Here is a 22299-nt window from a genome sequence, read left to right as displayed (position 1 = left end):
TTGTGGGAGAAGGTGGCGCGAAGCGCCGGATGAGGGGTTTCTCTCCACAGAGAGACTTTCACTGCGGAGCCAACCCCTCACCCAAACGAGTTTGCCGCATGGCTCTCGCGGCCCTCTCCCACAAGGGGAGAGGGCACTTCGACTGGCAGCGGCGCATAAGAATCCGAGGAAACAAACAAGATGTCCGCCAGATACGAAGAGCTCAAGGGCCTGAAGAACATCGGCCAGAAATACGCCTACACCGATCGCGAGGTGATGCTCTACGCCTACGGCATCGGCCTCGGCGCCGATCCCATGGACGAGAACGAGCTCGCCTTCGTCAACGAGGGCACGTTCACACCGCGACCGCTGAAGGTTGTGCCGACATTCGCGTCCGTTGCAGCGTGGGGCTCAGGGCCCGGCGAGATGAACCTCAACCGCGTCATGGTGGTGGACGGCGAGCGCGACATTACCTTCCACCAGCCGCTGCCGGTCGCCGCCAACATCACTGCCGATTCCTCCGTGCTCGAGGTCTACGACAAGGGCAAGGACAAGGGCGTCGTCATCGTTCACCAGACCGTGCTGAAGAACGAGAAAGGCGAGAAGCTGGCGACGCTAGTTGCCTCGCGCTTTGCGCGTGGGGACGGCGGGTTCGGCGGTCCGAACCTGACCCAACCCGATCCGCACAAGATCCCCTCGCGCGCGCCCGACAAGATCATCGATATCACGACGCGTCCGGACCAGGCGCTGGTCTATCGCCTCTGCGGCGACCGCAATCCGCTGCACTCCGATCCGGAATTCGCGAAGAAGGCCGGCTTCCCACGCCCGATCCTGCACGGCATGTGCACCTACGGCATCACCTGCCGCGGCGTACTCCAGACCTATGCCGACTACGACGCGAGCGCCTTCCGCCAGCACGTCGCGCGGTTCTCTTCGCCGGTCTATCCCGGCGAGACCGTGACCATGGACCTCTGGAAGGACGGCAACGTGATCTCGTTCGAAGCCAAGGTGAAGTCGCGCGGCGTCACCGTGATCAAGAACGGCAAGACGGTGCTGGGGTGATGACGCCGCTTGCGCGGCTCTGAGTTATTTCGTCATGCCCGGGCTTGTCCCGGGCATCCACGTTCTTTCGTGCAGTTGGCGACCAAGTTCGTCGATGGCCGGGACAAACCCGGCCATGACGGAGCAAGAAAAACAAACAGGGAGAAGCCACCATGGGATTGCTCGACGGCAAGGTTGCGCTGATCACCGGCGCGGGCGGGGGGCTCGGTGAGGCCTACGCAAGACTGTTCGCGCGGGAAGGGGCATCGGTCGTCGTCAACGATCTCGGCGGGCCTCGCGACGGCTCCGGCGCCGACAAGTCAATGGCGCAGCAGGTGGTGGACGCGATCGAGGCCGAAGGCGGCAAGGCGGTCGCCAACGGCGCCGACATCTCCACCATGGAGGGCGGCCAGGCGGTGTTCGACGACGCCATCAAGCATTTCGGCCGTGCCGACATCCTCGTCAACAACGCGGGCATTCTGCGCGACCAGACCTTCGCCAAGGCCTCCGAGGCCGACTGGGACAAGGTCATCAAGGTGCACCTGAAGGGCACCTTTTGTTGCACCCTGCCGGTGTTTCGCTGGATGCGGGAAAACGGCGGCGGCGTTATCGTCAACACCTCCTCGACATCAGGGCTGATCGGCAATTTCGGCCAAAGCAACTACGGTGCGGCCAAGGGCGGCATCTGGGGCTTGTCCAACGTGCTGGCGATCGAGGGCCGCAAGTACAACATCCGGGTCTGGACGCTGGCCCCGGGCGCCCTGACCCGCATGACCGCAGACCTGCCCCGCTATAAGGAGAACCCCGGCGCCGCGCTCGAGCCGGACGGCATCGCGCCGGCCGTGCTATACATGGTCAGCGATTTGTCGGGCGACCAGACCGGCAAGGTGCTGGGCGTGTCCGGGCCCCGCGGCGTGCGCGAAATGCGGATGATGGAAATGGAAGGCTGGAAACCGCCGCACACGAGCTGGAAGGCCCAGGACATTGTCGATCACGCCAAGGAGATCTTCTTCTCCGAGGAGCAGATCAAGATGGGGGCGCGGCGGTTTTAGGCTGATGTTGTCGTTCCGGGTTCGCGCTGCGCGCGCCCCGGAATGACGGAGAAAGAGAGAGACGATGAAACTCACCGCCGACGCCAAGGGCACCTTCGCAATCGCGCCGACGCCGTTCCACGACGACGGCCGGATCGACGAGCGCTCGATCGACCGCCTCACCGACTTCTACGAGGAGGTCGGCTGCGACGGCGTCACGGTGCTCGGCATCATGGGCGAGGCCCCCAAGCTCGATGCGGCCGAGGCCGAGCAGGTGGCGGTGCGCTTCGTCAAGCGCGCCAAGAAGATGCAGGTCATCGTCGGCGTCTCCGCGCCGGGCTTTGCCACCATGCGCTCGCTGGCGAAGGCCTCGATGGATGCGGGCGCGGCCGGCGTGATGATCGCGCCGCCGCCCAGCTTGCGCACCGACGATCAGATTATCGGCTATTTCAAGCAGGCGGCCGAGGCGATCGGCCCCGACGTGCCCTGGGTGCTGCAGGATTATCCGCTGACGTTGTCGGTGGTGTTTACGCCTGCGGTGATCCGCAAGATCGTCACCGACAATCCGAACTGCGTGATGCTCAAGCACGAGGACTGGCCGGGCCTGGAGAAGATCTCGGCGCTGCGCAACTTCCAGAAGGACGGCTCGCTGCGGCCGCTCTCGATCCTCTGCGGCAATGGCGGGCTCTTTCTGGATTTCGAGATGGAGCGCGGCGCCGATGGCGCCATGACCGGTTACGCCTTCCCCGAGCTTCTGATCGATGTCGTGCGCCTGTCGAAGCAAGGCAAGCGTGACGCCGCGCATGACCTGTTCGACGCTCATCTGCCGCTGATCCGCTACGAGCAGCAACCGGGCGCCGGCCTTGCCGTGCGCAAATACGTGCTGGAGAAGCGCGGCGTCATCGCTTCCAGCGCCCAGCGCAAGCCCGGCGCCACCATCACGGCGGCGGCGAAGGCGGAGGTCGAGTACCTGCTGTCGCGCGTCGCCCGTGTCGACAAGCGCGCCCATCTCGGGCCGCAATCCAGCGCCGCAGGTTAGTTGAATGACCGAGACATCAGCATCACGCCCGGCGTCGACGATCCTCCTGCTGCGCGACAGTGCCGCACGGGAAGTCGAGGTCTTCATGATGGTTCGCCATCATCAGATCGAGTTCAACTCGGGCGCGCTGGTGTTTCCCGGCGGCAGCGTCGATGCCGGCGACAAGGAGATCGTCGCGCGCTCGGACCTGTATTCGGGCGGCGAGGGCCTCAGCGAAGCGGACCGCGGATTTCGCATCGCCGCGATCCGTGAGACCTTCGAGGAGAGCGGCATCCTGCTGGCGCGGTCGAAAGCAACAGGGACGCCGGTCGATGCCAGACGCGCCGGCGAGATCGCAGATGGGCACCGCGTTGCGCTTAACGAGCACAAGATCAATTTCCTCGACGTTCTGGCCGAGAACGGGCTCCAGCTCGCGCTCGACACGCTCGTGCCCTACGCGCACTGGATCACGCCGGAGGGCATGCCCAAGCGGTTCGACACATGGTTCTTCCTCGCGGCAGCTCCGCCCGACCAGCTCGGCGCCCACGACGGCCGCGAGTCCACGGATTCGATCTGGGTCTCGCCGCGCGAAGCGGTGGAGGGCGGTGAGAGCGGCCGCTTCAAGTTGCCGTTTCCGACCACGCGCAATCTGATCCGGCTTGCGAAGCAGCCGAACGTGAACGCGGCGCTGGAGCACGCCCGCGGCCTGTCGATCGTCACGGTGATGCCGGTCATGACCAAGACCGAAACCGGCCGCCAGCTCCGCATTCCCCGGGAAGCCGGTTACGACGGCGAGGTGTTCGAGGTCGGAGCGGTCGGCTAGTACACTTCGATAGGCAACGAAGTATTGGCGAACGCGGACGCGCTAGGTTCCGTCCACCGAGAAGGACGGAATGCGCGCCATGGACAACCGGCAGGACACCAATATTGCCGTCGAGCTGGCCCTGCTGGTTGCGCTCGCAACCCTCTGGGGCGGCTCCTATACCTTCATCAAGCTCGGCGTTGCCACCATCCCGCCGATCACGCTGATCGCGGCGCGCACCGCGATTGCCGGGCTGCTGCTGCTGGCCGTCATGTGGATACGTGGCATCAAGATGCCGACGGATGGGGCGACCTGGCAGCGCTTCGCGTTCCAGGCCGTGCTCAACGGCGTCATCCCCTGGACGCTGATCGCCTGGGGCGAGCGCCATGTCGATGCCGCGCTCGCCACCATCCTCAACTCGGCCGCGCCGATCTTCACCTTCCTGCTCACGGCGGCCGTCACCCGCCACGAAGCGACGACGCCGCGGAAGCTGTTCGGGGTCGTGGCGGGGATGGCCGGCATCCTGCTGATCGTCGGGGCCGATGCCTTTCATGGCATCGGCAGCGGCCTCCTCGCCGAAGCCGCCATCGTTGCCGCCACCATCTGCTACGCCTGCGCCGCGATCTTCGGCCGCAGCTTCAAGGGCCTCGACCCCATGGCGCCTGCTGCCGGCTCGCTGCTGGCAGGCGCCGCGGTCTTGATCCCGGCCTCGCTGGCGCTCGAGCAGCCCTGGACGCTGTCACCTTCGCCGAGCTCCATGCTGGCACTGTCCGCGCTCGCGGTGTTCTCGACCGCGACAGCGTTCGCGATCTATTTCCGCCTGATCCAGACCCTGGGATCGGTCGGTACCACCGCGCAGGCCTATCTCCGCGTTCCCATCGGGGTCGCCATCAGCGTCGCCTTCCTGGGTGAAGCCCTGAGCCGGACCGCCTGGATCGGCCTTGCCTGCGTCGTCCTCGGCGTCGCCGCCATGACCATCCCGGCCCGCAGGGCAGCCAGCGTCAAACTGTCGTAGGGCCGCGGCTGAAGAAGGCGGCAGGCCCCGATATTAAGGATATTCCGCGCCCCGAGGCATGTTCCCCCCGGGCGGCAATACGTCGTATATTGGGTCTCCAGCAGCCCGGTCCTCAAACCAGCAATGTCCGCCGAATTGACGCCGCCCCCTGAGAAAAGGCGAACATTTTCGCTCTCCATCGGCCAGCTCACCTTCGGCAGTTTTCTGTTGATGCTGGCGGTGATCATCGTCACCTCGACCGCGAGCGTGATCGCGATCCGGCACATCGACACGACCTTCGCCGAGCTGCAGCGGCTCCAGAGCGTCGGAGATCTCGCCGAGGATATCGATCGCCGCATGAACGAGCTGCGCGTCGCCGCGCGAGACTTCGTCACAGACCCCGGCGCCGGCATCCAGTTCCAGCAGGTGGGCGAGGCGGCCTCGACCCTGAGTGACATCCTGAAGAAGACCCGCATCGAGCTCGCGCCCGAACAGCAGGATATGATCGACGGGGTCACCGAGCGGCTTGCGACCTATCGCAACGGTCTGGAGCGGATCTCGACCCTGATCGACCGCCGCGCCCAGCTGCTCGCCGGCCTGCCGCCGCTGCGCGAACGGTTCGATGCAGCCATCGCAGGCACTGCGGACCGCGAGCTGGCATCCCGCCTGTCCGAGGCGCAGAGCCGGATCGCAGTCGGGCTGCTCGCGCGCAATCCGTCCGCGGCCGAGCAAGCCGCGCAGGGGATGCGGGCGCTTGATATTGGCGATGCCAAGCTGAAGTCGGCGGTGAACGACTATGCCGAGGCCATCATGGCCGTCGCCGTCCGCGAACGGCAGATCGTCGACATCGATCGCGAGGTGCTGGGCACCGAGGGCCGATTGATCGGCCGCGTCACCGAATTGCTGCGCGAGGTCAGCGCAAGGCGCGGCCACGTGCTGTCGCGCGACTTTGCTCGCACCCTGACCGAGGCGCGGTGGCAGAGCATCGTGCTCGGTACGATCGGCGTGCTGATCGGCATCGCCGCTGCGCTGTTCGTGGTACGCAGGACGGTGCGTCCGCTCGCCCAGATCGCCCGATCCATTCGCGCGCTTGCGGCCGGCCGGAAAGACACGTCGATTCCGTCCGCCGAGCTCGACAACGAGATCGGCGACATCGCACGGGCTGCCGAAGTGTTCCGCCGCGCGCTGGAGGAGGCCGACACGGCGCGCGAGGCGGCGGTGCGCGCGCTCACCGAGCAGCGCCTCGCCGAAGAGAGCTACCGCAAGCTGTTCGAGGGCTCGGTCGACGGCATCTATGTGACGACGCCGGCCGGCGACCTCCTCAACGCCAACCCGGCGCTGGCGCGGATGATGGGCTATGACAGCCCGCAGCAGCTGATCGACAGCATCAACGACATCGCCCACACGATCTACGTCCATCCCGAGGCGCGTACCGAATACCAGCGGTTGATGGCGCGCGACGGCATGGTGCGCGAGTTCGAGTACCAGGTGCGTCAGCGCAACGGCAACATCCTCTGGCTCTCCGACAGTGCCACGGGCGTGCGGGATGAGCAGGGCAACATCGTCCGCTACGAGGGTACGCTGCGCGACATCACCGACCAGAAGCGCGCGGAGGACGCCATCGCCGAAGGCCGGCGCCTGCTCCAGCAGGTCATCGACACCGTGCCCGCTGTGATCAACGTCAAGGACCGCGAGCTGCGCTACGTGCTGATGAACCGCTACATGGCGGGCATCTTCGGCATCGAGCCCGGCGATGCGCTCGGCCGCACCACGTCCGATCTGATGTCGCGCTATGGCGCGGCCAAGTCCGACGAGAGCGACAAGAGGGTGCTCAAGCTCCGCAAGGGGCTCGGCTTCTACGAGGAGGAGTACAAGGACGCGGCAGGCAACATGCGCCAATGGCTGGTCAACAAGCTGCCGCTGCTCGATGCCGAGGGCGAGATCGAGCGGATCGTGACTGTCGCGCTCGACATCGGCGAGCGCAAGCGCGGCGAGCAGGAAATGCGCAAGGCCAAGGAAGCCGCCGAAACCGCGCTGCGCAATCTGCGCGAAACCCAGGCGTCGTTGATCGAGGCGGAGAAGCTCGCCGCGCTCGGGCGCCTGGTCGCCGGTGTCGCCCACGAGGTCAACAATCCCGTCGGCATCAGCCTCACGGTCGCCTCCGCGCTGGAGCGCAAGACCGCGATGTTCACCGCCGAAGTCGAGCGAGGCGAGCTGCGCCGCTCCACGCTCAACGACTTCCTCAACACCAGCCGCGATGCGTCCTCGCAGCTCGTCTCCAATCTCAACCGTGCCGCCGAGTTGATCCAGTCGTTCAAGCAGGTCGCAGCGGACCGCAACTATTCGGACCAGCGTACTTTCGATCTCGGCGACCTCACCGAGCAGGTGGTGATGAGCCTGCGGCCGGGCCTGCGCAAGCACAATCTGACGCTCAACGTCGAGTGCCAGCCGGACCTGACCATGAACAGCTATCCCGGCCCATACGGCCAGGTGCTGACCAACCTGTTTCTTAATTCGGTGGCGCACGCGTTCCCGGACGGCCGGCCGGGAACCATCGAGATCCAGGTGCGCGAGTCCGGCAAGGACAATGTCGAGATCATCTTCTCCGACAATGGCTGCGGCATGTCGCTCGACGTCCGCCGCCGTGCCTTCGATCCGTTCTTCACGACGCGGCGCGACCAGGGCGGCACCGGCCTTGGGCTGCACATCGTCTACAGCATCGTTACGAACCGGCTCGGCGGACGGCTCGATCTCGATTCCGAACCTGGCGGCGGCACGCGTATCCAGATCATCCTGCCGCGCGTGGCGCCGCTCGAGCAGGCTGCGGAATAGCTAATCGACCTCTGCTAGCTTGTGCAGGGTGGCGCCGAAAATCAGGCTGGCCTTGCCGACCAGCGCTGTGCCCGTCATCTCCGCGCGCGTGTCCGTGTAGGTGCCGCTGACGCCGATGCCGACCGGGGCGGGGCCCCCGAACAGCGGATTGTCGTCGCCCCGAGGCGAAGTGTGCCGTTGCACCAGCACCTCGCCTTTGAAGGTATTGTTGTTCTTCACCGTGTAGCTGCCGGTGTAATAGAGGTAGGCATCGCCGCCAAGAATCTTGCCGTCGCGGAAAAGAATCACGCCGCTGCCCTTGCCGACTCGACCATCGAGCAGGGTCACGTGAATTGAATAGAGGCCGTTCTTCATAACGTCCCGTGGGCCGGCCGCCATCGCCCAATGGCGTCACCGGTCCGGCTTTTATGCCAAAGCCCATCCCCTCGCGCAACGCGGCAGTTTGCCGGCCGTTCGCGGAAGCCTGCAGCGGCGAGCCGTAGTTATCCCGGCTTGTGCGTGATGCCGTCGTGACGCTCTGATGGTGAAGCGGGGCTCGCCGTTACGAATCGGAGTTGGCCCGCGAAATGCATAATCATTGTTGCACTGGCCGCGGGGTGCTGGAGCAAGACGAACGTGACCAACTGGATCGATTCCGGCGGTGATGAGCCGCGTCTGTACGGTGCGCGTCCCACGAACTGCAGAAGCGAACAACGGCGGATTGGCAGTGCGATACGCCGGCGAAGCCTGACAAGCCTAGCGTACGCCTTGACCTTGTTTGCGCTGGCAGCCCCCTTTGGGCACGCACGCGACCGCGGGCAGTTCGTCAACACCAATGCCGAATTGAAAGCATGGTTCGACGGTCTGCGCAGCGGCAAGGGGCCTTGCTGCTCCGATGCCGACGGTTCGGCGCTCTCGGACTCCGACTGGGACAGCAAGGACGGGCACTATCGCGTCCGCGTCCCGCGCTACGGCTACGCGCTCGACGGCCAGCAGCAGGAACTCGTCTGGGTCGATGTGCCCGAGGAAGCCGTGATCTCGGAGCCGAATCGGGTGGGGCGCACCATGGTCTGGCCGATCTACGGCTACATGGGCGTCACCATCCGCTGCTTTATGCCCGGTAGCATGACTTAGCCCCACGCGGCGTCACGTCGTTCCGGTGGCATGCCTGAGACGGCCGGCGCCGCGTCAGGTGTACTTCTTGTTGCGCTCGAGCAGCTCGATGGAGATGCCCTCGGGGCCGCGGATGAAGCAGATGCGCACGCCGGGGCGAATGGTCGTCGGCTCGCGCGTGAAGGTGACACCCTTGGCCTTGATCTCGGCGGCGACGGCGTCGATGTCCTTCACCGTCAGGCCAAAATGGTCGAGACCCTGATGCGGATGCGGGGGCGGCGGGTTGACGGCGCTGTCGCCCTCGAGTGGTGCGATGAAGATCCTGGCTCCGCCGAGGTTCACGTCGATCCGTCCGGGGGCGCGCACGATCTCGCCACCAAGGATGTCGCGCAGCCAGGCCGCCGTGGTTTCTGGATCGGGACTGCGCAGATGGACGTGATCCCAAGTGACGGCGATTGGCATTTCATGTTCTCCCAACGGGGTCCTTCGATGTTGCGGCGCATGTTAGCGGCCTCGGCCGGCGGTCGCCACCGTCCTTGCCGCCTCGCACAAGTGCGGGAACCTTAGTTCGTCGCCCGGATTAACGTAGCAGTGGCCCAGTCCATCGTTCATGGTGCTCGGCTGCGATCGGTGATGCAACCATGAGTGGCAGGCTCGACCGGATCGGATTGGAGCGCTTCGCCGGGACCGGCGAACGATTGGCGCGGGCCGTAACGATCGCGAGCGTCTCGTTTGGCCGTAGCCTTCTGTGGCTGCTGGCGGCAATCGTCGTCGGCTGCGGCATCTGGATGCTGCTGCCCCTTTCCAAAGGCACTAGTGCTGAGCCGGCGAGGCCGGAGCTGGCGGCTGTTGAGTTGGCTCCTTCGGGCGATGCGTCCGCGGTGGTGTCTTCGGCGTCCGAAGCGTCGGCACCTGCGAAGGCGGAACTCAGTCGGCTCAGGATTTCATCGCAGACCTGGCGCCGCGGCGGCCTCGGCTCCAAAGCCCTGGTGACGTTAACGCTGCGAAACGACAATGACTATGCCGTAAAGGATGTCGAGATCGTCTGCGCGTTTACGCGGCGCGACGGCAGTCATCTGACCAACCGTAGCCGGGTGCTGGCGAATGCAGTCAGCATGAAGAGCCGCAAGACCTTTGCGCGTATCCCCGTCGGCTTCGTTAACGTGAATGCCGATCAGGCGAAATGTTCGCTGGTCGCAGCGCGCCGCGCTTAAAGGCGGCACGTTCCGGTAGCGGAAAAGTTACTCTACGCGGACCTTGGCCAAGAAACTATGCATCGCCATTTGAACCAAATGGCTGGGTCAGGAACCAATTGAGAGATCGCCTGTTGAGGCGGAGAGCCCACGCGGGGATGCGGGGGGCGGAGTGCGGCCAATGCCCATCTTTAGGTATTTCATTTTTGTCGGTGGAGCCTTGCTCGCACTGCTGTTCGCGGCGGATTTCGTTTTCCCGGCAGCGCCCGTAACACAAGCCGTCGCGACCGCGGGCAACGACCAGCCCCTGATCCGAATCCGGTCCAATCGGCACCTGCCCGAGCGCGTCGTGCTCGACACCAGCCAGCCGACGATTGCCGCGCCTGCGGTGAAGACTGCCGCTGTTGCGGCTCCCCAGCCGCCGGTACAGGACGACGTCTCGCCGGCACTAGCCGAGATCTCGGCCAAGACGCGGGTGCGCGAGACCTTCGCCCAGTTCACGCCGGAGCCGAAGGCCAATACCGCCGCCGCCAAGAAGGCAGGGGCCACTCAATCTCAGATTGCTCAGGCTCAAGCTTCTCCGGTGCCGGCTCCTCAGCCCAGGCGCAAGATCGTCAGGACGCATCCGGCGCCGCAGCCCGGCCGGCCGATGATGCAGGTCGCTCAGCAGCCGCATTTCGGTCTCTTCAACACGACCTGGTGACAGCGCCTTCGACCCGCCTCGATGAAGGCCGGAAGGGCTTTTTATTGGCCGGGCTCTCTGCTAATTCGAACCAATCCGAGCGCCGTCCGGTGTGCTGGTTCGTCACCGGCGCGGTCTGGCGAATCTCGGTGGCCCGGTGCCCGGGCCAGGGCGCTCGTAGCTCAGCTGGATAGAGCATCGGATTTCGATTCCGAGGGTCGGAGGTTCGAATCCTTCCGAGCGCGCCAGAAAGCCATTAATTATCAATAGTTTGTTTGTAGGTATCTGGGGCCGTTCGACAGCTTTGATCGCAGGGGTAACGCTGCGGGTAACGTCTTAGCTAGTTGACTTGCGGGTGATTGCGGGCCGAGCTTCACCGGTCCAAGGGCGGGGGCCGGGGGACGGCTGCCGCCGGTCGGGCCGGCGTCCGTACAGGAGCTATTGGCTGCGCCCGGGCACCCGCCGCCCCCGGTCCGCATAACCAACAGGCGGCGTCCGCAGGGCGCCGCCACCGATAGGACCGCTACGGTCCCTTTTACTTCCCGGGCGGCCGGCATTTCCCGAGATCGTTCTTTCGTTTTCCCCGAACACGGGTTAGAGGCGAATCTACTCCGCTGAACAATCTTAGCGGGCACGTCAATGAGAGAGCGAGAGAACCATGTCAAAACCTAATAAAGCGGCCGAGCCGCAAACTAAGAACGAGCAGCCCAAGTCAGATCAGAGCAAGCGGGTCGAAGCGTTGATCGCGATTGCAGACGTCGTCCTTGCATATCAAGACAACGCGAAACCATCGTTGGGCGAACTGGCCCGGATCACGAACCGGGCAAGCGGCCTCCTCCGCATCAAGGGCGATGAACGGATGGCAATCGAGAACGCGGCGACGCTGGAGATCGCGCGGGCACGTTCACTGCTCCTGAGCTGATCCGTTCTGCGCGAAGCTCTGGGCCACGGCCTTAACTGGCTGTGGCCCAATGTACTTTCCATTAGCAGCTAGGGCGCCACGACCCTGAACCAGTCCCGCATCGTCTGCTTTAGCCGCGCAAGCTCCTCAACAGGTATGGTGCTCATGTGGCAGATCGTATTGCGCAGATGCACCAAAACTCGCGCCTGCTGAATCAGGCTCTTGTCTCTCACCAAGTCCTCGAAACCGTCTTTCCAATTGACATCGATCACCCTTAGAAGCTGAGGGAGCGTCAACAGCGCAGATTTGTCGCGCGACTCTAGCGCCATCCAGCTCTTCACCTCTTCTGTCTGCTCCAACTTGGTCACTTCAGTCTGCACGTCGGGCGGCACCTTTTCGTACCAATTGGTGTTCTGGCCGTCGTTAGAAAGCACCTCAACCATCATCTCTCGAAGATAGCTTTCGAAGACAAAGAACAGCTTATACGCTTCCGACGCTTCCGCTGCCCGCCTTGTCTTCTCTGGAACGAGCGCCGCCAAATCATAGGATGGAGATATCAATAGGGCTTCTTTTGGCACGACCTCCTCAAGCTGAGAAACGGTCCTCTCAGCCGCCTGGCCCAGCATCAAGAATAAGGCAGCTCTTGAATCGACAGTCATTGGAAGGTCTTACGAATCGCATTGAAAATGTTCAGATAGGTCTCCTCGGTGCCATTCGAGGGCAACTGCACCTGGATGTTGTAGTGAAATTCCGTTCGCAGTCCTTTCGGTTTGGGCCGATTGCCGTCCGTTTCAGGTGGCAGGTCCCCGGTATCGGCCTTCTCCTCAGCTCTCTTCTCGTCCGCCGGTCCATTTGTCTCGAAGTCGGCAAGGTTGACCAGTGAAGCAAACGTGCCAGCAATTCGGCCGGTAAGATCAGCGTCTGTTCCTGCCACTTGCGCGACTAGACTTCTAAGCTTCTCTCCATTGAGCTTGTTGGCATCCTGATCGGCATCGAACAGTGCGCTATACGCGCGGCGGATTCCGTCTGCTAGAGCTGCCTTCCGTTTTTCTCCTTTGAGAAGTCGGTAGTTCGGCGTCGGGATGTTCGACTGGTCCAAGAAGCCGAGGTGCCGCAGTAGCGGGATATAAGCTCTATCGTTCGTCGACTTCAAACCGATAGTCGTCAGCAGAAAATTGTACGTGAAGCCCTGCTCTGGGATTTTTGCTGAATTGATCTTCTCGAAGAGTGTCGGCAGGTTCTTATAGCTCACAACATACGGCAGGCTCGCCATGAATCGCATTTCCCCAACTGGATGAATCAATGGAAAGAAGCCCTAGCACAACGCCAGATTGTTAACTGTTCCGAGGTTGTTTCCTGACCACCTTTTTCACTAGTTTTTGGGCTGAAGGGGCCGACGGCTAGCTACCATCGTAGGCCGGAATTCATGCGACAGAACTGCCGGTCAATCCCATCCGATTGAGGGCGGCAACGCTACTGCCTATCTTGCCTGGCACTGATCAGCCCGTAGTGAAGCCACACCCGACAAAAATAAGGGGATACCTGCTAAAAGGCTTGTCAGATCCTTACGAATCGACATCCCGAGGTGTATGGACGGAACAAACAACCTGAAACAGGGGAGGACCGCCAGCGTGACAGAACATCACTCAGGAGCGATTCGCAATGTCCTTGCACTTGGAGATCCCCGACGAGTTTTTTGATCAGAAGCCTTACTATCGCAACCGCGCCGCAGCGGAAGCAGTGGTCCGCGAGATCAAGGACCACATCAAGAAGACCGGTGAGCCGCACACTTGGCGCCACCATACCCATTCCAAGCCCGTAACGGGCTCGCGTATCGTCTATCTCGGCACCTACGACCTACCTCCCAGTCATCGAGCCCCCGACCGGCACGCTCCGTGCCCTTGCTGTTCACCGCGAGCGCCGAAGTACTCTCAAAACGGCAAAATAGCTTGGTTTCCTGACGAGCACGTGATCCGAATGATTGGTCCGGACTGCTTCGCTACTCTCAACCCGGAGGGCCACTGGGAGGCGATGGAGCAGTTTACCCGGGAAGAGGCCGAGCGACGCACTATTGCATACCTGCTCACGAACCTGCACTTGAACCGGCCTGCTCGCGAGGTGATTGCAGACGCACTGCCGACCCTTGAAGCAATCGATGAGGTGCATTCGGTCTTGCAGCAGCGATTGACCGAAATCATCCGCGTTGACCTATGGCGGCACGTCGGTCGCGGCTCGCTCGACGTGACCGAAATGTCGCGTCGCATGCGTCGGACGCGTGCCGGCGCTGAAGAGGTCGAGAGCTTCCTGGACGTGCGGAAGTTATTCGAGTTTCCCGGCTACCGGATGTTTAGCCCGAAGACATCACGACTGGCCGGTCGGATAAAGGGGACGGCAAAACGGCTTGGCTTGCTGGATTTCGGGGAGGAGACGCAGGAGCGCGTCCGCTCAATGACAAAAGAGGATCAAGCCAAAGCCGCTCGTATGCTGTCCCATGGAATCTCGGCCGCGGCAAACATATTCGAGGATGCTGAAGCCATTCGTATGGGGTTCGGCCCAATGAGTCTTGCCAACCTGAAGGGTTGGACCAAGCATCCGGGTTGCCCGGTCCGCCTTGCCATTGCCGGCGACGAGCGGAATTTTTACATAGGAATCGACGAGCACCATCCGTTACGGGTGGAGCTGCCGCCGGCTTTTTGGCGTCGCTTCGGCGAACTCCCAAGAATTTTGTCCCTGACCAATTGGAGTGAGGACTAGTCGTGGGTTTACAGGTGGCGGACCGCCTGCGGCGAACGTTGCAGGCTTCCCGACCTCCTGGGTTTGCGACCCTTTATGGCTCACGAGCACATCGAGGTCTCCTTCCAGGCGCAACGAAAATGCCGTACCGATTTGGCCTGCCGAAGGTTTTGGAAGCATCGGAACTGTTCAGCCACAGTCCTCGCTCCGAAAATGGGGATAATAACGCGGGGACGAGCCGCTACGTCATTTCGATGATGCTTCGTCTCGATCAAGTTGCTGTTGAGCTGTGACCAACAGATCGCCAATTTGGATTGCAAGCTGCTGGATCACTTTCATGGAGATCAGATCATCCAAAGTCGGGTTCATGAGAGCAAACGCCGACGTTATCTGCATGAGTGAGATCGCAGTGTTCTGTCCGGGGTCTTCGAGACCCGCATTGCTTGGTCCGGCCAACAGAATCTCGGTCTCGCCGATTATTCCGAGCTTGAAGAATATCCCTCTGGGATTTGCATGAATGTTGTGACTTGCAATCTTGTAGTACGGCAACATGTGGTCGATCCTCGCGGCGGCGATGAGTTGATCGATGTTTGGTTTTGCGATGCCCAAATGGTTCGCGGCCCAGCCGTTTGAGCTACCAAAGTCCTTGCCGTACTTTTCTTTGAGGAACTGCGCGCGCTCCTCGAATTCTTGCATCTCCTGATCTGAGATGGCCTCCGCTCCCAGCCTTGTGTGATATTTCTGGTACTGGCGGGCCGCCCGCGCGCATTCAATAGCATCATGCTCTAGGTAGCGCTCGGCTAGTTCTTCCCCATGCTCGTTGATCAAAGCAGCCACGGCGGAAATTTCATGCAGGGTCCTCCAGCGAGCCATCGCGCCGTCCGAAAACCCGCCCTCAAGAAGGCAGACAATTTCTTCAGAGATTTGGCAACCTCGCGCATGCAGCCGTGCTAGAACCGCCGCTGATAAAGGAGCCTCAGCCGTTTTCCTTTCAGTTGAGCTGATTTCGCTGCCCACCTCCTGGCAGACTGCAATGAGAAGCTTCAGAAGGTGAAGGCCTTCGCCCCATCGCTGGTACAGTCGTCTTTTGAACGCTTCGCGTTCTCGCATTTGACGACGTGCCTCGCGCGACCAGTCTTTCTTCAATGCGAATAGCAGATCGGACGACGTGTTCTCGATCGTGTCCTGAACGGTCTGCGGCAGGCTGACGACGAACGCGTCAAGGGCTTCCTCGACGGCTCGAACGTCGTCCTCCGTAAATGCAACGACCGTCTCTTTAACCGCAAAGCCGAGCGTCCTTCTAACACGATCAATAAATGTCTCGCTGCTGACAGGATCGCCATTCAGAAGCTTGCCCGCTAGCAAATGGGCCTTCTTCTGCGAAAGCTTGATGCCATGTGCGGAAAGCTTCTTTATTATCGTGTCGGCAAGGATCTGTTGCGGGATGGCGGCGATCGCTTCCTCGAATTCCTTAGCGAAAGAGCTCATATCGTCGCCTCACGAGCGGTAGTTGAGTTATTTAGGACTGGCATCCGATGAAGGATCAGGATGGCAGGCCCAACCTGTGTAGTACGGCCGCTGCAACGGTCAACGCGGCGGTTATCAGACCACTCCACCATATCGCTTTAGGACGAGTGGCGCTTATAGACCGGAGATAAAGGAACGCTCCGATTACCTGTCCGTAATTCTTTCTGAAATCGCCGTTGCGTTTGGCGATCTCCACTAGGTCCGAATACTTCAAGTCCTGCTCAGACACAGCAGCTCTCCTTCTGCGGAATCGCTCCCGCAGTTGATTGCCTCAAAACGCTCCCGGATTTACTGAGGAGCGCTGATTACCGTAAGACCCTCGCCGGTGCGTCAACCGCAAACAACGCACCAACCTAGCGTCATCAGGTTTGCGGGTTTGCAAATTCCTTTAGACGCTTCATCCAACACCAATAGTTATCGCGTCCAACCGCAACGCACCAGCCAAGCAGCGCCTCGGATAGCGGATTGTTCCATAGAAAGTTCAACTACTTACGAGCTGTTGCGCCAATACGTTATCGAACCGCTGTTTTGCCAGACGGAGCGACCACAATCATTATGCCCTCCAAAATTTGGAAATTTCAGCCAATCTTTGGTTGGAAATCGCCAAAGCTGAACCGTTAGTCCGGTTCGAAGCGAACAGCAGACCTATCGCGCATGGAGCTGGAGAATCGGCTTGTGACCCCGAGCGGACCGCGTGCTCATTCAAAGCTTAGCATGCGCAGTGCAGGTAGTTGACGTCCATTGGCGATGCAACCAAAAGATGATGATTGGTGCACCTAGTAAGGTCAGAGGATGAACATGCTTCGTACTACTCGGTATCTGCTTTTGGCCCGATGGCGAAGTCCGGGTTGGCTCAGATATGGTCAGTGATCGGGGCACACCGGAAGTGACAGGGCGCCTTTCAAACCGGCGCTGCTGACCCGCAACGGGCATCAATGGCCTTGACCCGGTGCGGCCTACCTTTGGTTTGATAGTGTTCTCTCAGGGGCGCGTCATTTGCGTCCAGCAACGACCTCGGGCGGTCGATCCGGCGCGAAGCTGAAATGGTGACGGTCCTATTGGAACTCCCCCCTTCGTGATAGGCAAGGCATCAGGCAACAAAGGAGAGGACCGAGCCGTATGATCAGCCTAATAAATGTCTTCACGGTAGATCCAGCCAACCAGAACCGGCTCCTCGATTTGCTTGCGCGCGCGACCGATGAATTCGTCAGCCGGGCACCTGGCTTTGTTTCCTCGACCCTTCATCGGAGCCTCGACGGCACGAAGGTGACCATGTATGCGCAGTGGCGCAGCGCGGAAGACTATGAGTCCATGCGCCAGGATCCTGGACCGCTACCCTTTCTCGAAGAGGCGCTCACGATCGCGAAATTTGAGCCGGGCATGTATGAGGTCGTGCGCACATTCTCGCCCATTGATAGGTAGGCCTCGCCCCGCGCGCGAATCGAACTTCCGCTGTTGGCCCCAAGCTGACATGACCAAAAGTGAGAGCGATTTCCGGATTTGGGGTGTCAGGCGACTTTTGCCGAACGAATAGGCCGAAACTGACCCTCGCTATCCTCTCGCAATTCGCACCTCTCCAGGAGCATGCGCTTGGCCGCCGCTGCTCCCTCGCGCACCTCTGAAAGAGCTTTGTTCAGCCAGTGCTGCATCTCCGATTGCTGGGGATGCAGAGCGGCGCGGGCTCGCTCCCGGACCAAATTCCATTCATTATCGCTGAGACCTGAAAGGAACGCTGGGGCAGTCAGAACGGCACTCAGTACTCGCCTATCTGGCATCGCTTTCAGAACGAATTCGACCGGAGAGTTCTGGTCGGCGACATAACTGCGAATTTCCTGCTCAAGCATGAAATCGACGGCATTTGTTGTCGGCTTCGGCAGCTCGACCATACGATCTTCAAGAGCGGTTAGGTTCGCAGCGACAGCTTTGGCGGCCAACTGGAGCGGCTCGAACTCAGCCAACTCGGATAGTGCTTTTTGGCCGATCTTGGTGCGGCGACGTATAATACCTTCCGGCGAAAGGTCGCCATCCTGCTCGGCCTCGGAGCATTGCACATTGACCGTGTAAACGAGACCGCGCAGCGCATCGACGCACTCGCGCAAGCGATCCCATGCGATAGTCTTTGCGTCAGCCGGCCAGCGCAACATCGTTGGAACGATCCTTGCGGCAATTTCAGTATCAGTTACCCGTCTTGTCATCATGATCTCCTTCTCTGGTTAGGGGGCCTTTGCTCGTTGAATCGACGCGTCTACCTTCACCCACCTGATGCGCGCCGCCGCGGGCTCAATGGGCCGGCATGTCGCTGGATCGAGTTCGACAGTTGGGGGCAGGCGGCCATTAGGCGGAACAGTGCCGGAGTGCATCGCAAACATTCGGATGCGGGCCTTACTGGCGCCGTATGCGGCCAACAGAGCGCCGGCTGCCGCATTGGCAACGTCGTCGTGGGCACCCGGCGCATGGTCTATACTGTCACGCCCCCCGCGAGCTGTTCGGCGCTCCAAGCCGATAAGCTGTCTCGTAAGCTTGGCGTCGTCTAGAAGCTGAACGCGGCGGCTGTTCAGCAGCGGCAGGGCGTCCCTATACAAATCCGACTTAGTTCTTGCGCTCAGCTCATAGCTGATGCCGTGCTTTCGGAACTGCTCGCGAGGCCACTCGCCCGCATACCTGTCACCGATGACCCGCGAGATGCCGTAGGACTTCAAAGTCTGAGAAAATTCAGCAACAACGCTTTCCGGGCTGAATGGCGGACGAACTTCTCTTAGGCAATCGAGAACTACTGCATCCAGTTCGTCATGGGCGATACCCAAGGTGAAGCTGTCCGACGACCCGCCAGACGGATCGGTAAACGCTCGATAGTTGAATTTGGTCGATGGAGGACGTTCGAACACTCCAAGGCTGATACAAGCCTGTACAACCTCCAAATTCACGTAGGTCTCAACGTCGCCTCTGAACTGAGCACCATATTCTGCGGCAGCAGAAGCCGGGTCTGCCTCGTACGCCTCATCGATAATAGCCTGCGCAATGCTAGGGTTCATCGTGCGCGTAGCGGCTTGCCAGACCAAAACCGGCGACTCCGTCCCGTAATGCTTGCGATATGCCGTCCACAGCGCTCCCTTTCGGGCATAAGGACTGCTGGCGACGAGCAACAACCCATCAGGAATGGAGGCGAGGCCCGGCCGTAAGGCGTTTAGGATTTCAACGTCGGGATTGGCGCTTTCGTCGGAGCGCCAGAATGCGGCCTCATCGCAGAGCGCCGCAATCATGGTGTAGCCGCGCGTGCTGCGGAAGCTAGCCGTGTGGACCTCAATCGTGACCCGGTTCTTGAGATCAATGGCTTCTGCGCGCTCGCCCCCGATCAGCGGTTTTAGCATGGGCGTCTCCGATAGGAGGCCCTTGCAGTAGCGCAAGATCGTCCTGGCTTGCTTGCGGTCGGCTGCGATCACCATGATCGTCGCTCTTTCGCCGGGGGCGAGATATTGGGTCCACGTGCGTATCGTCGCGAGAAATACTGCTATCAAGGCTAGGACGAACGATTTGCCGCCACGCCGTCCGATGACGAGGTCCGCCTCGCGGTAGCCATTCGGGTCGGGACCGTCCCGGCCCGTGCATTCCTGAAAGACACCGAGTTGGTCCGCATCGAGAGGCAGGCCGAACAGAGCCGCAAGGAAGACCCGCCATGCTGACCACGTCCTGACGTCTCGGAAGTGATGTCGGAACAGACGTGGGTCGTCCATTGCATCGAGGATCGAGATGTTAGGCTCAGTTGGCCGATGCCGCTTGAACTTGGGTGATTGGGGCTTCGGCTTGTAACGCGGGATCATCCGACCAGCTCCCGCAGGGCGGCATCGATTGCCCGAGTGACCAAGGCATCGCTTGCGAAGGCGGCGGACGTACTGATCGTAAGAGTCCGCTGGACCCTGAGCACGAAGGAATGCCGAAGATCCGGTCGGAGTTGGTTGGCGGTGTTGGTGATCGTCTCTCGTTGGTCGTGGGAGAGCATCAAGCCCGTAGGCTGACGTCTAATCCTCCTCCGACGACGCACCATTCGCCTCCTTTCGCTTCTGCCGCAGGTATTGGTCGAGCGATGGCGTGATGTCGCGAGAGCGCCGCTTGAGTCCGATGCTTTCGAGAATACGGCGTAGGCTGTTCGCTACACGCTGGTAGGTGACTAGCGACTTGTCGGAGGCTTCGCCGCCGTTCTGAGCCCACTTCTGTTCCATCAGTTCAAGTTGCAGTGTGAGCATCGATGCACGGCGAACCAGTGATTTCTCTGCTTCGGAGCAGTTGTCCGCGCCGCCGAGATCGGAGACCATGAGAGCGAGCAGATCACGCAATCGTCTGGCCCAAGGCGAATTCTTGTCCCGCAATTCGATGTGCAGCCGTGAACCGTTCGTGACACCCGACCTGCGCATGGGTGGCACCGGTATGGGAGCCGAGCTAGTCTCGGTTGAAAGTTGATAGCGTCTACGCGGCTTAGAACGCGCCACCTGAATACCCCGCTGTTACCCCTTCCATCGTAGCGGGATTTGGTTGTATTACAAAGAAGGCGCAACCCCGAGCAACATAAGCGTTTTTAGGCGCGGCTGGTCGAAAGGGCCTACGGTTTAGCTAACCGGCGGTCGGGGTAGGGGAGTCAATCCCAGAGACTGGGAGAGAGCATCACTGAGACTGTTGACCTCGAATGACGAGATCAGAAATTCATGTGTGCTGGGCGTGTTCGTGCGGGACGATCTTGCAAGCTCTAATCGAAGGATGGCTTAGGTTCAGCCGGCGTTTCTGGTGCCTTCGTGACGCGAATTGCTGCACCCAGTTGCGTATCCCAATCAAGCTGAACGAAATCCCCCTCGGGGGTCTTTCCTGTGCATCGATTGCCAGATTGCTGTGCGCCGCACGCAACCCCCTTGAAGGGGTAGTGAGCCAGAATCTCGTTTATGAACTCTCTCGGCTTTAACGTCAGCGCTCTGTCAAAATACGTTTGACGCAGCACGAAGCTGTCAACGTGGTCTTTCCGATGAATGAACACGGCAATGTTCTGGGGCGCTCCACTGTACTTGGCTGTGAAATTTAGATCCATCGAGCCGGTGTACCGTTCTGGGCCTTCCTCAAAGAACTCTACGTCCGCTGGTTTGAGGCTCAGAACCTCCGCACGGGTCATTCCTATGTAGAACCCTTTGATTTTTGTTGGCTCTGCCGCGGTGACGTACTTTACGTTCAGCATCAGAAGGACAGCAGTGATCAGTAACCGTACACCCTGGCTCATGAAGACAGCACCCTTTGCTCGCTTAAGTATCCATGATCCAGCATCGAAAAGAAAAGGCGCGCGCAGCGCAACGGTGCTAGCACCATTAATCTTATATATTCTCTGTATTGAAGAGTGTATCTATTAGACGGAATTACAAAAACACGAAATCACCTAGCGCTGCAGTCACAAACACCACTTTTCGGTGGGCTGTGGGGGAACTACCCCAGCCTGATTTGCGGGTTGTGGGGGAACTACTTTTTTTGGCTGCGCGGGTCGTGGGGGAACTAGACCGTATCGTAGTAGCCGTTCTCCTCGTAATCCTCTCGCTCCCTTGCTTGTCTGCGCTTCCGCTTTCGATCGTGTTCATCGTACCAGCGCTCTGCCTCTTCTTCCTCGCGACGATTTTGGTCGATTTCCTCTTTCTGTGGTCGGTACTTGTTGAGCTCTATTTTGATCCGGCGATTTTCTTTCTGCTTCGTACTCAAGACCGCTGAGAACCGGATGCGATTGCCATTCTCGAAACGCTTTACCTTTACTCCTTGGGGGAAATCCCTTTCTTCCAGATCAGCATCTGTCAGCTTCAGGTGCTCGTTGATCACCACCAGAGCATGGTCCAGCGCACGCTCCGCATGGCTGGGCCGAAGATGATGGATGCCGATGCGGCGGTAAAGGCGTTCTACCGCCATGGGGTCGATCCTCGATCGTAACCGGCAGCCACCGAGGAATAAGTACAGGGCCAGTACCGTCGCGCCACTTTTGGGTGGGGGCCAAACCAGTTGGCCATAGTTGCCGTCCGGCAACCACTTGGGTTCGATGATGAGCCGTAACCTCCCGCTCCGCATCGTCTTGATACTGCGGACGAGCGGTGGCAATCCTTTCACGACCGGTTCGGTCAGCCGCTGCAACGCGCCTTGTAACTCGCGTCTGTTCCTCGTCTGGCGTGATTGGGCAGGGCCCAGACCGGCAGCGCGTAGTATGCTGGCGCGCGTCAAGGTGATGGACAGCGGTCTGTCGAGCTTGAACCGCTTATATCCCTTCGAATAGGCAGCCAAGCCAACGTTGGTAAAATCATGGTGGCGATAGCTCTCGTAGCTCTTGCGAATCTGCCGCTTGTAGCGCGGACTTGGTCTGTGTTGATCGATTGCTTTTCGACCTTGCGCGAAGGAGAGCTGGCCCCGGTTGTCTGAACAGCAATTCCGCGTCGATAAGTGGAGTTTCTGCCAGAGTTAGGCTGC

Annotated in this window: 22 protein-coding genes and 1 tRNA gene; 13 read left to right on the top strand and 10 right to left on the bottom strand. The window is 60.7% G+C overall.

Translation table 11 applies throughout. The annotated features are described in order from the left end of the window. The first annotated feature begins 180 nt into the window (after window positions 1–180). The 6 genes from ACM42_RS33585 to ACM42_RS33560 all read left to right on the top strand — a co-directional run bounded on the left by ACM42_RS33585 (window position 181) and on the right by ACM42_RS33560 (window position 7697). Window positions 181–1041, top strand: a complete 861-nt coding sequence (locus ACM42_RS33585; protein WP_271532334.1) for a MaoC family dehydratase — start codon at window positions 181–183, stop codon at window positions 1039–1041. 152 nt (window positions 1042–1193) lie between these two features. Further along, window positions 1194–2072 carry an SDR family oxidoreductase gene (locus ACM42_RS33580; protein WP_271532332.1) on the top strand — a complete coding sequence of 293 codons (879 nt, stop codon included), beginning with the start codon at window positions 1194–1196 and terminating at the stop codon, window positions 2070–2072. A 64-nt stretch (window positions 2073–2136) separates the two neighbouring features. Continuing rightward, window positions 2137–3090: a dihydrodipicolinate synthase family protein gene (locus ACM42_RS33575; protein ID WP_271532330.1), complete on the top strand. Its 954-nt coding sequence runs from the start codon at window positions 2137–2139 to the stop codon at window positions 3088–3090. Window positions 3091–3094: 4 nt separating this feature from the next. Next, on the top strand, window positions 3095–3892 hold the full coding sequence (locus ACM42_RS33570) for an NUDIX hydrolase (protein WP_271532328.1): 798 nt from the start codon (window positions 3095–3097) through the stop codon (window positions 3890–3892). A gap of 79 nt (window positions 3893–3971) precedes the next feature. Beyond that, on the top strand, window positions 3972–4886 hold the full coding sequence (locus ACM42_RS33565) for a DMT family transporter (protein ID WP_271533692.1): 915 nt from the start codon (window positions 3972–3974) through the stop codon (window positions 4884–4886). 123 nt (window positions 4887–5009) lie between these two features. Continuing rightward, window positions 5010–7697 (top strand): PAS domain S-box protein, encoded by a 2688-nt coding sequence (locus ACM42_RS33560; protein ID WP_271532326.1) that lies wholly within the window; start codon window positions 5010–5012, stop codon window positions 7695–7697. Here ACM42_RS33560 and ACM42_RS33555 read toward each other — a convergent pair whose 3' ends face one another. Further along, a complete protein-coding gene (locus ACM42_RS33555; protein WP_028178611.1) occupies window positions 7698–8051 on the bottom strand; it encodes a GrlR family regulatory protein in 354 nt (117 codons plus the stop codon). 261 nt (window positions 8052–8312) lie between these two features. Between ACM42_RS33555 and ACM42_RS33550 the strand changes: the two genes are divergently transcribed. Next, window positions 8313–8810, top strand: coding sequence for a hypothetical protein (locus ACM42_RS33550; RefSeq protein WP_271532324.1), 498 nt, complete (start codon window positions 8313–8315; stop codon window positions 8808–8810). A 54-nt stretch (window positions 8811–8864) separates the two neighbouring features. On the opposite strand, the gene ACM42_RS33545 is transcribed toward ACM42_RS33550, so the two are convergent. Further along, window positions 8865–9251, bottom strand: coding sequence for a VOC family protein (locus ACM42_RS33545; protein WP_271532322.1), 387 nt, complete (start codon window positions 9249–9251; stop codon window positions 8865–8867). Window positions 9252–9430: 179 nt separating this feature from the next. Here ACM42_RS33545 and ACM42_RS33540 point away from each other — a divergent pair, with 179 nt between their 5' ends. The 4 genes from ACM42_RS33540 to ACM42_RS33525 all read left to right on the top strand — a co-directional run bounded on the left by ACM42_RS33540 (window position 9431) and on the right by ACM42_RS33525 (window position 11586). Then, on the top strand, window positions 9431–10003 hold the full coding sequence (locus ACM42_RS33540; RefSeq protein ID WP_271532321.1) for a hypothetical protein: 573 nt from the start codon (window positions 9431–9433) through the stop codon (window positions 10001–10003). A 160-nt stretch (window positions 10004–10163) separates the two neighbouring features. After that, on the top strand, window positions 10164–10685 hold the full coding sequence (locus ACM42_RS33535; RefSeq protein ID WP_271532319.1) for a hypothetical protein: 522 nt from the start codon (window positions 10164–10166) through the stop codon (window positions 10683–10685). 150 nt (window positions 10686–10835) lie between these two features. After that, a tRNA-Arg gene (locus ACM42_RS33530) sits at window positions 10836–10912 on the top strand. A gap of 410 nt (window positions 10913–11322) precedes the next feature. Further along, a complete protein-coding gene (locus ACM42_RS33525) occupies window positions 11323–11586 on the top strand; it encodes a hypothetical protein (protein ID WP_271532317.1) in 264 nt (87 codons plus the stop codon). Between the two features lie 68 nt (window positions 11587–11654). Here the strand turns inward: ACM42_RS33525 and ACM42_RS33520 are convergent, their stop codons facing one another. Together ACM42_RS33520 and ACM42_RS33515 are read right to left on the bottom strand one after the other, a co-directional pair. After that, window positions 11655–12224 carry a Swt1 family HEPN domain-containing protein gene (locus ACM42_RS33520; protein ID WP_271532315.1) on the bottom strand — a complete coding sequence of 190 codons (570 nt, stop codon included), beginning with the start codon at window positions 12222–12224 and terminating at the stop codon, window positions 11655–11657. After that, on the bottom strand, window positions 12221–12838 hold the full coding sequence (locus tag ACM42_RS33515; protein ID WP_271532313.1) for a DUF5343 domain-containing protein: 618 nt from the start codon (window positions 12836–12838) through the stop codon (window positions 12221–12223). Before ACM42_RS33515 ends, ACM42_RS33520 begins: the two co-directional genes overlap by 4 nt. A gap of 389 nt (window positions 12839–13227) precedes the next feature. Between ACM42_RS33515 and ACM42_RS33510 the strand changes: the two genes are divergently transcribed. Further along, complete coding sequence (locus ACM42_RS33510; RefSeq protein WP_271532311.1) at window positions 13228–14319, top strand: hypothetical protein; 1092 nt, start codon at window positions 13228–13230, stop codon at window positions 14317–14319. 225 nt (window positions 14320–14544) lie between these two features. Here the strand turns inward: ACM42_RS33510 and ACM42_RS33505 are convergent, their stop codons facing one another. After that, window positions 14545–15786 (bottom strand): DUF5677 domain-containing protein, encoded by a 1242-nt coding sequence (locus ACM42_RS33505; protein ID WP_271532309.1) that lies wholly within the window; start codon window positions 15784–15786, stop codon window positions 14545–14547. A 1158-nt stretch (window positions 15787–16944) separates the two neighbouring features. Between ACM42_RS33505 and ACM42_RS33500 the strand changes: the two genes are divergently transcribed. Further along, a complete protein-coding gene (locus ACM42_RS33500) occupies window positions 16945–17247 on the top strand; it encodes an antibiotic biosynthesis monooxygenase family protein (RefSeq protein WP_015687991.1) in 303 nt (100 codons plus the stop codon). 86 nt (window positions 17248–17333) lie between these two features. On the opposite strand, the gene ACM42_RS33495 is transcribed toward ACM42_RS33500, so the two are convergent. The 5 genes from ACM42_RS33495 to ACM42_RS33475 all read right to left on the bottom strand — a co-directional run bounded on the left by ACM42_RS33495 (window position 17334) and on the right by ACM42_RS33475 (window position 22116). Then, window positions 17334–18023, bottom strand: coding sequence for a hypothetical protein (locus ACM42_RS33495; protein ID WP_271532304.1), 690 nt, complete (start codon window positions 18021–18023; stop codon window positions 17334–17336). Between the two features lie 15 nt (window positions 18024–18038). Continuing rightward, window positions 18039–19643, bottom strand: coding sequence for a hypothetical protein (locus tag ACM42_RS33490; RefSeq protein WP_271532302.1), 1605 nt, complete (start codon window positions 19641–19643; stop codon window positions 18039–18041). A 198-nt stretch (window positions 19644–19841) separates the two neighbouring features. Beyond that, window positions 19842–20234 (bottom strand): hypothetical protein, encoded by a 393-nt coding sequence (locus tag ACM42_RS33485; protein ID WP_271532300.1) that lies wholly within the window; start codon window positions 20232–20234, stop codon window positions 19842–19844. Window positions 20235–20563: 329 nt separating this feature from the next. Further along, window positions 20564–21082 carry a hypothetical protein gene (locus ACM42_RS33480; RefSeq protein WP_271532298.1) on the bottom strand — a complete coding sequence of 173 codons (519 nt, stop codon included), beginning with the start codon at window positions 21080–21082 and terminating at the stop codon, window positions 20564–20566. A gap of 266 nt (window positions 21083–21348) precedes the next feature. Next, entirely contained in the window at window positions 21349–22116 is a 768-nt protein-coding gene (locus ACM42_RS33475; RefSeq protein WP_271532296.1) for a hypothetical protein, read from the bottom strand. Window positions 22117–22299: the final 183 nt, after the last annotated feature.

Source organism: Bradyrhizobium sp. CCBAU 25338 (assembly GCF_028128965.1).
In the GTDB taxonomy this organism is placed as follows: Bacteria; Pseudomonadota; Alphaproteobacteria; order Rhizobiales; family Xanthobacteraceae; genus Bradyrhizobium; species Bradyrhizobium liaoningense.
The sequence above is the reverse complement of the archived record's forward strand: the minus strand, read 5'-3'. Positions and strand labels throughout refer to the sequence as shown.

Coding starts and splice junctions, on each gene's coding strand:
- ACM42_RS33575 (WP_271532330.1), top strand. CDS start 2,137: ATGAAACTCACCGCCGACGCCAAGGGCACCTTCGCAATCGCGCCGACG.
- ACM42_RS33585 (WP_271532334.1), top strand. CDS start 181: ATGTCCGCCAGATACGAAGAGCTCAAGGGCCTGAAGAACATCGGCCAG.
- ACM42_RS33580 (WP_271532332.1), top strand. CDS start 1,194: ATGGGATTGCTCGACGGCAAGGTTGCGCTGATCACCGGCGCGGGCGGG.
- ACM42_RS33480 (WP_271532298.1), bottom strand. CDS start 21,082: ATGAGCCAGGGTGTACGGTTACTGATCACTGCTGTCCTTCTGATGCTG.
- ACM42_RS33565 (WP_271533692.1), top strand. CDS start 3,972: ATGGACAACCGGCAGGACACCAATATTGCCGTCGAGCTGGCCCTGCTG.
- ACM42_RS33490 (WP_271532302.1), bottom strand. CDS start 19,643: ATGATCCCGCGTTACAAGCCGAAGCCCCAATCACCCAAGTTCAAGCGG.
- ACM42_RS33505 (WP_271532309.1), bottom strand. CDS start 15,786: ATGAGCTCTTTCGCTAAGGAATTCGAGGAAGCGATCGCCGCCATCCCG.
- ACM42_RS33510 (WP_271532311.1), top strand. CDS start 13,228: ATGTCCTTGCACTTGGAGATCCCCGACGAGTTTTTTGATCAGAAGCCT.
- ACM42_RS33520 (WP_271532315.1), bottom strand. CDS start 12,224: ATGACTGTCGATTCAAGAGCTGCCTTATTCTTGATGCTGGGCCAGGCG.
- ACM42_RS33560 (WP_271532326.1), top strand. CDS start 5,010: ATGTCCGCCGAATTGACGCCGCCCCCTGAGAAAAGGCGAACATTTTCG.
- ACM42_RS33485 (WP_271532300.1), bottom strand. CDS start 20,234: ATGCGCAGGTCGGGTGTCACGAACGGTTCACGGCTGCACATCGAATTG.
- ACM42_RS33515 (WP_271532313.1), bottom strand. CDS start 12,838: ATGGCGAGCCTGCCGTATGTTGTGAGCTATAAGAACCTGCCGACACTC.
- ACM42_RS33495 (WP_271532304.1), bottom strand. CDS start 18,023: ATGATGACAAGACGGGTAACTGATACTGAAATTGCCGCAAGGATCGTT.
- ACM42_RS33570 (WP_271532328.1), top strand. CDS start 3,095: ATGACCGAGACATCAGCATCACGCCCGGCGTCGACGATCCTCCTGCTG.
- ACM42_RS33555 (WP_028178611.1), bottom strand. CDS start 8,051: ATGAAGAACGGCCTCTATTCAATTCACGTGACCCTGCTCGATGGTCGA.
- ACM42_RS33535 (WP_271532319.1), top strand. CDS start 10,164: ATGCCCATCTTTAGGTATTTCATTTTTGTCGGTGGAGCCTTGCTCGCA.
- ACM42_RS33545 (WP_271532322.1), bottom strand. CDS start 9,251: ATGCCAATCGCCGTCACTTGGGATCACGTCCATCTGCGCAGTCCCGAT.
- ACM42_RS33500 (WP_015687991.1), top strand. CDS start 16,945: ATGATCAGCCTAATAAATGTCTTCACGGTAGATCCAGCCAACCAGAAC.
- ACM42_RS33525 (WP_271532317.1), top strand. CDS start 11,323: ATGTCAAAACCTAATAAAGCGGCCGAGCCGCAAACTAAGAACGAGCAG.
- ACM42_RS33540 (WP_271532321.1), top strand. CDS start 9,431: ATGAGTGGCAGGCTCGACCGGATCGGATTGGAGCGCTTCGCCGGGACC.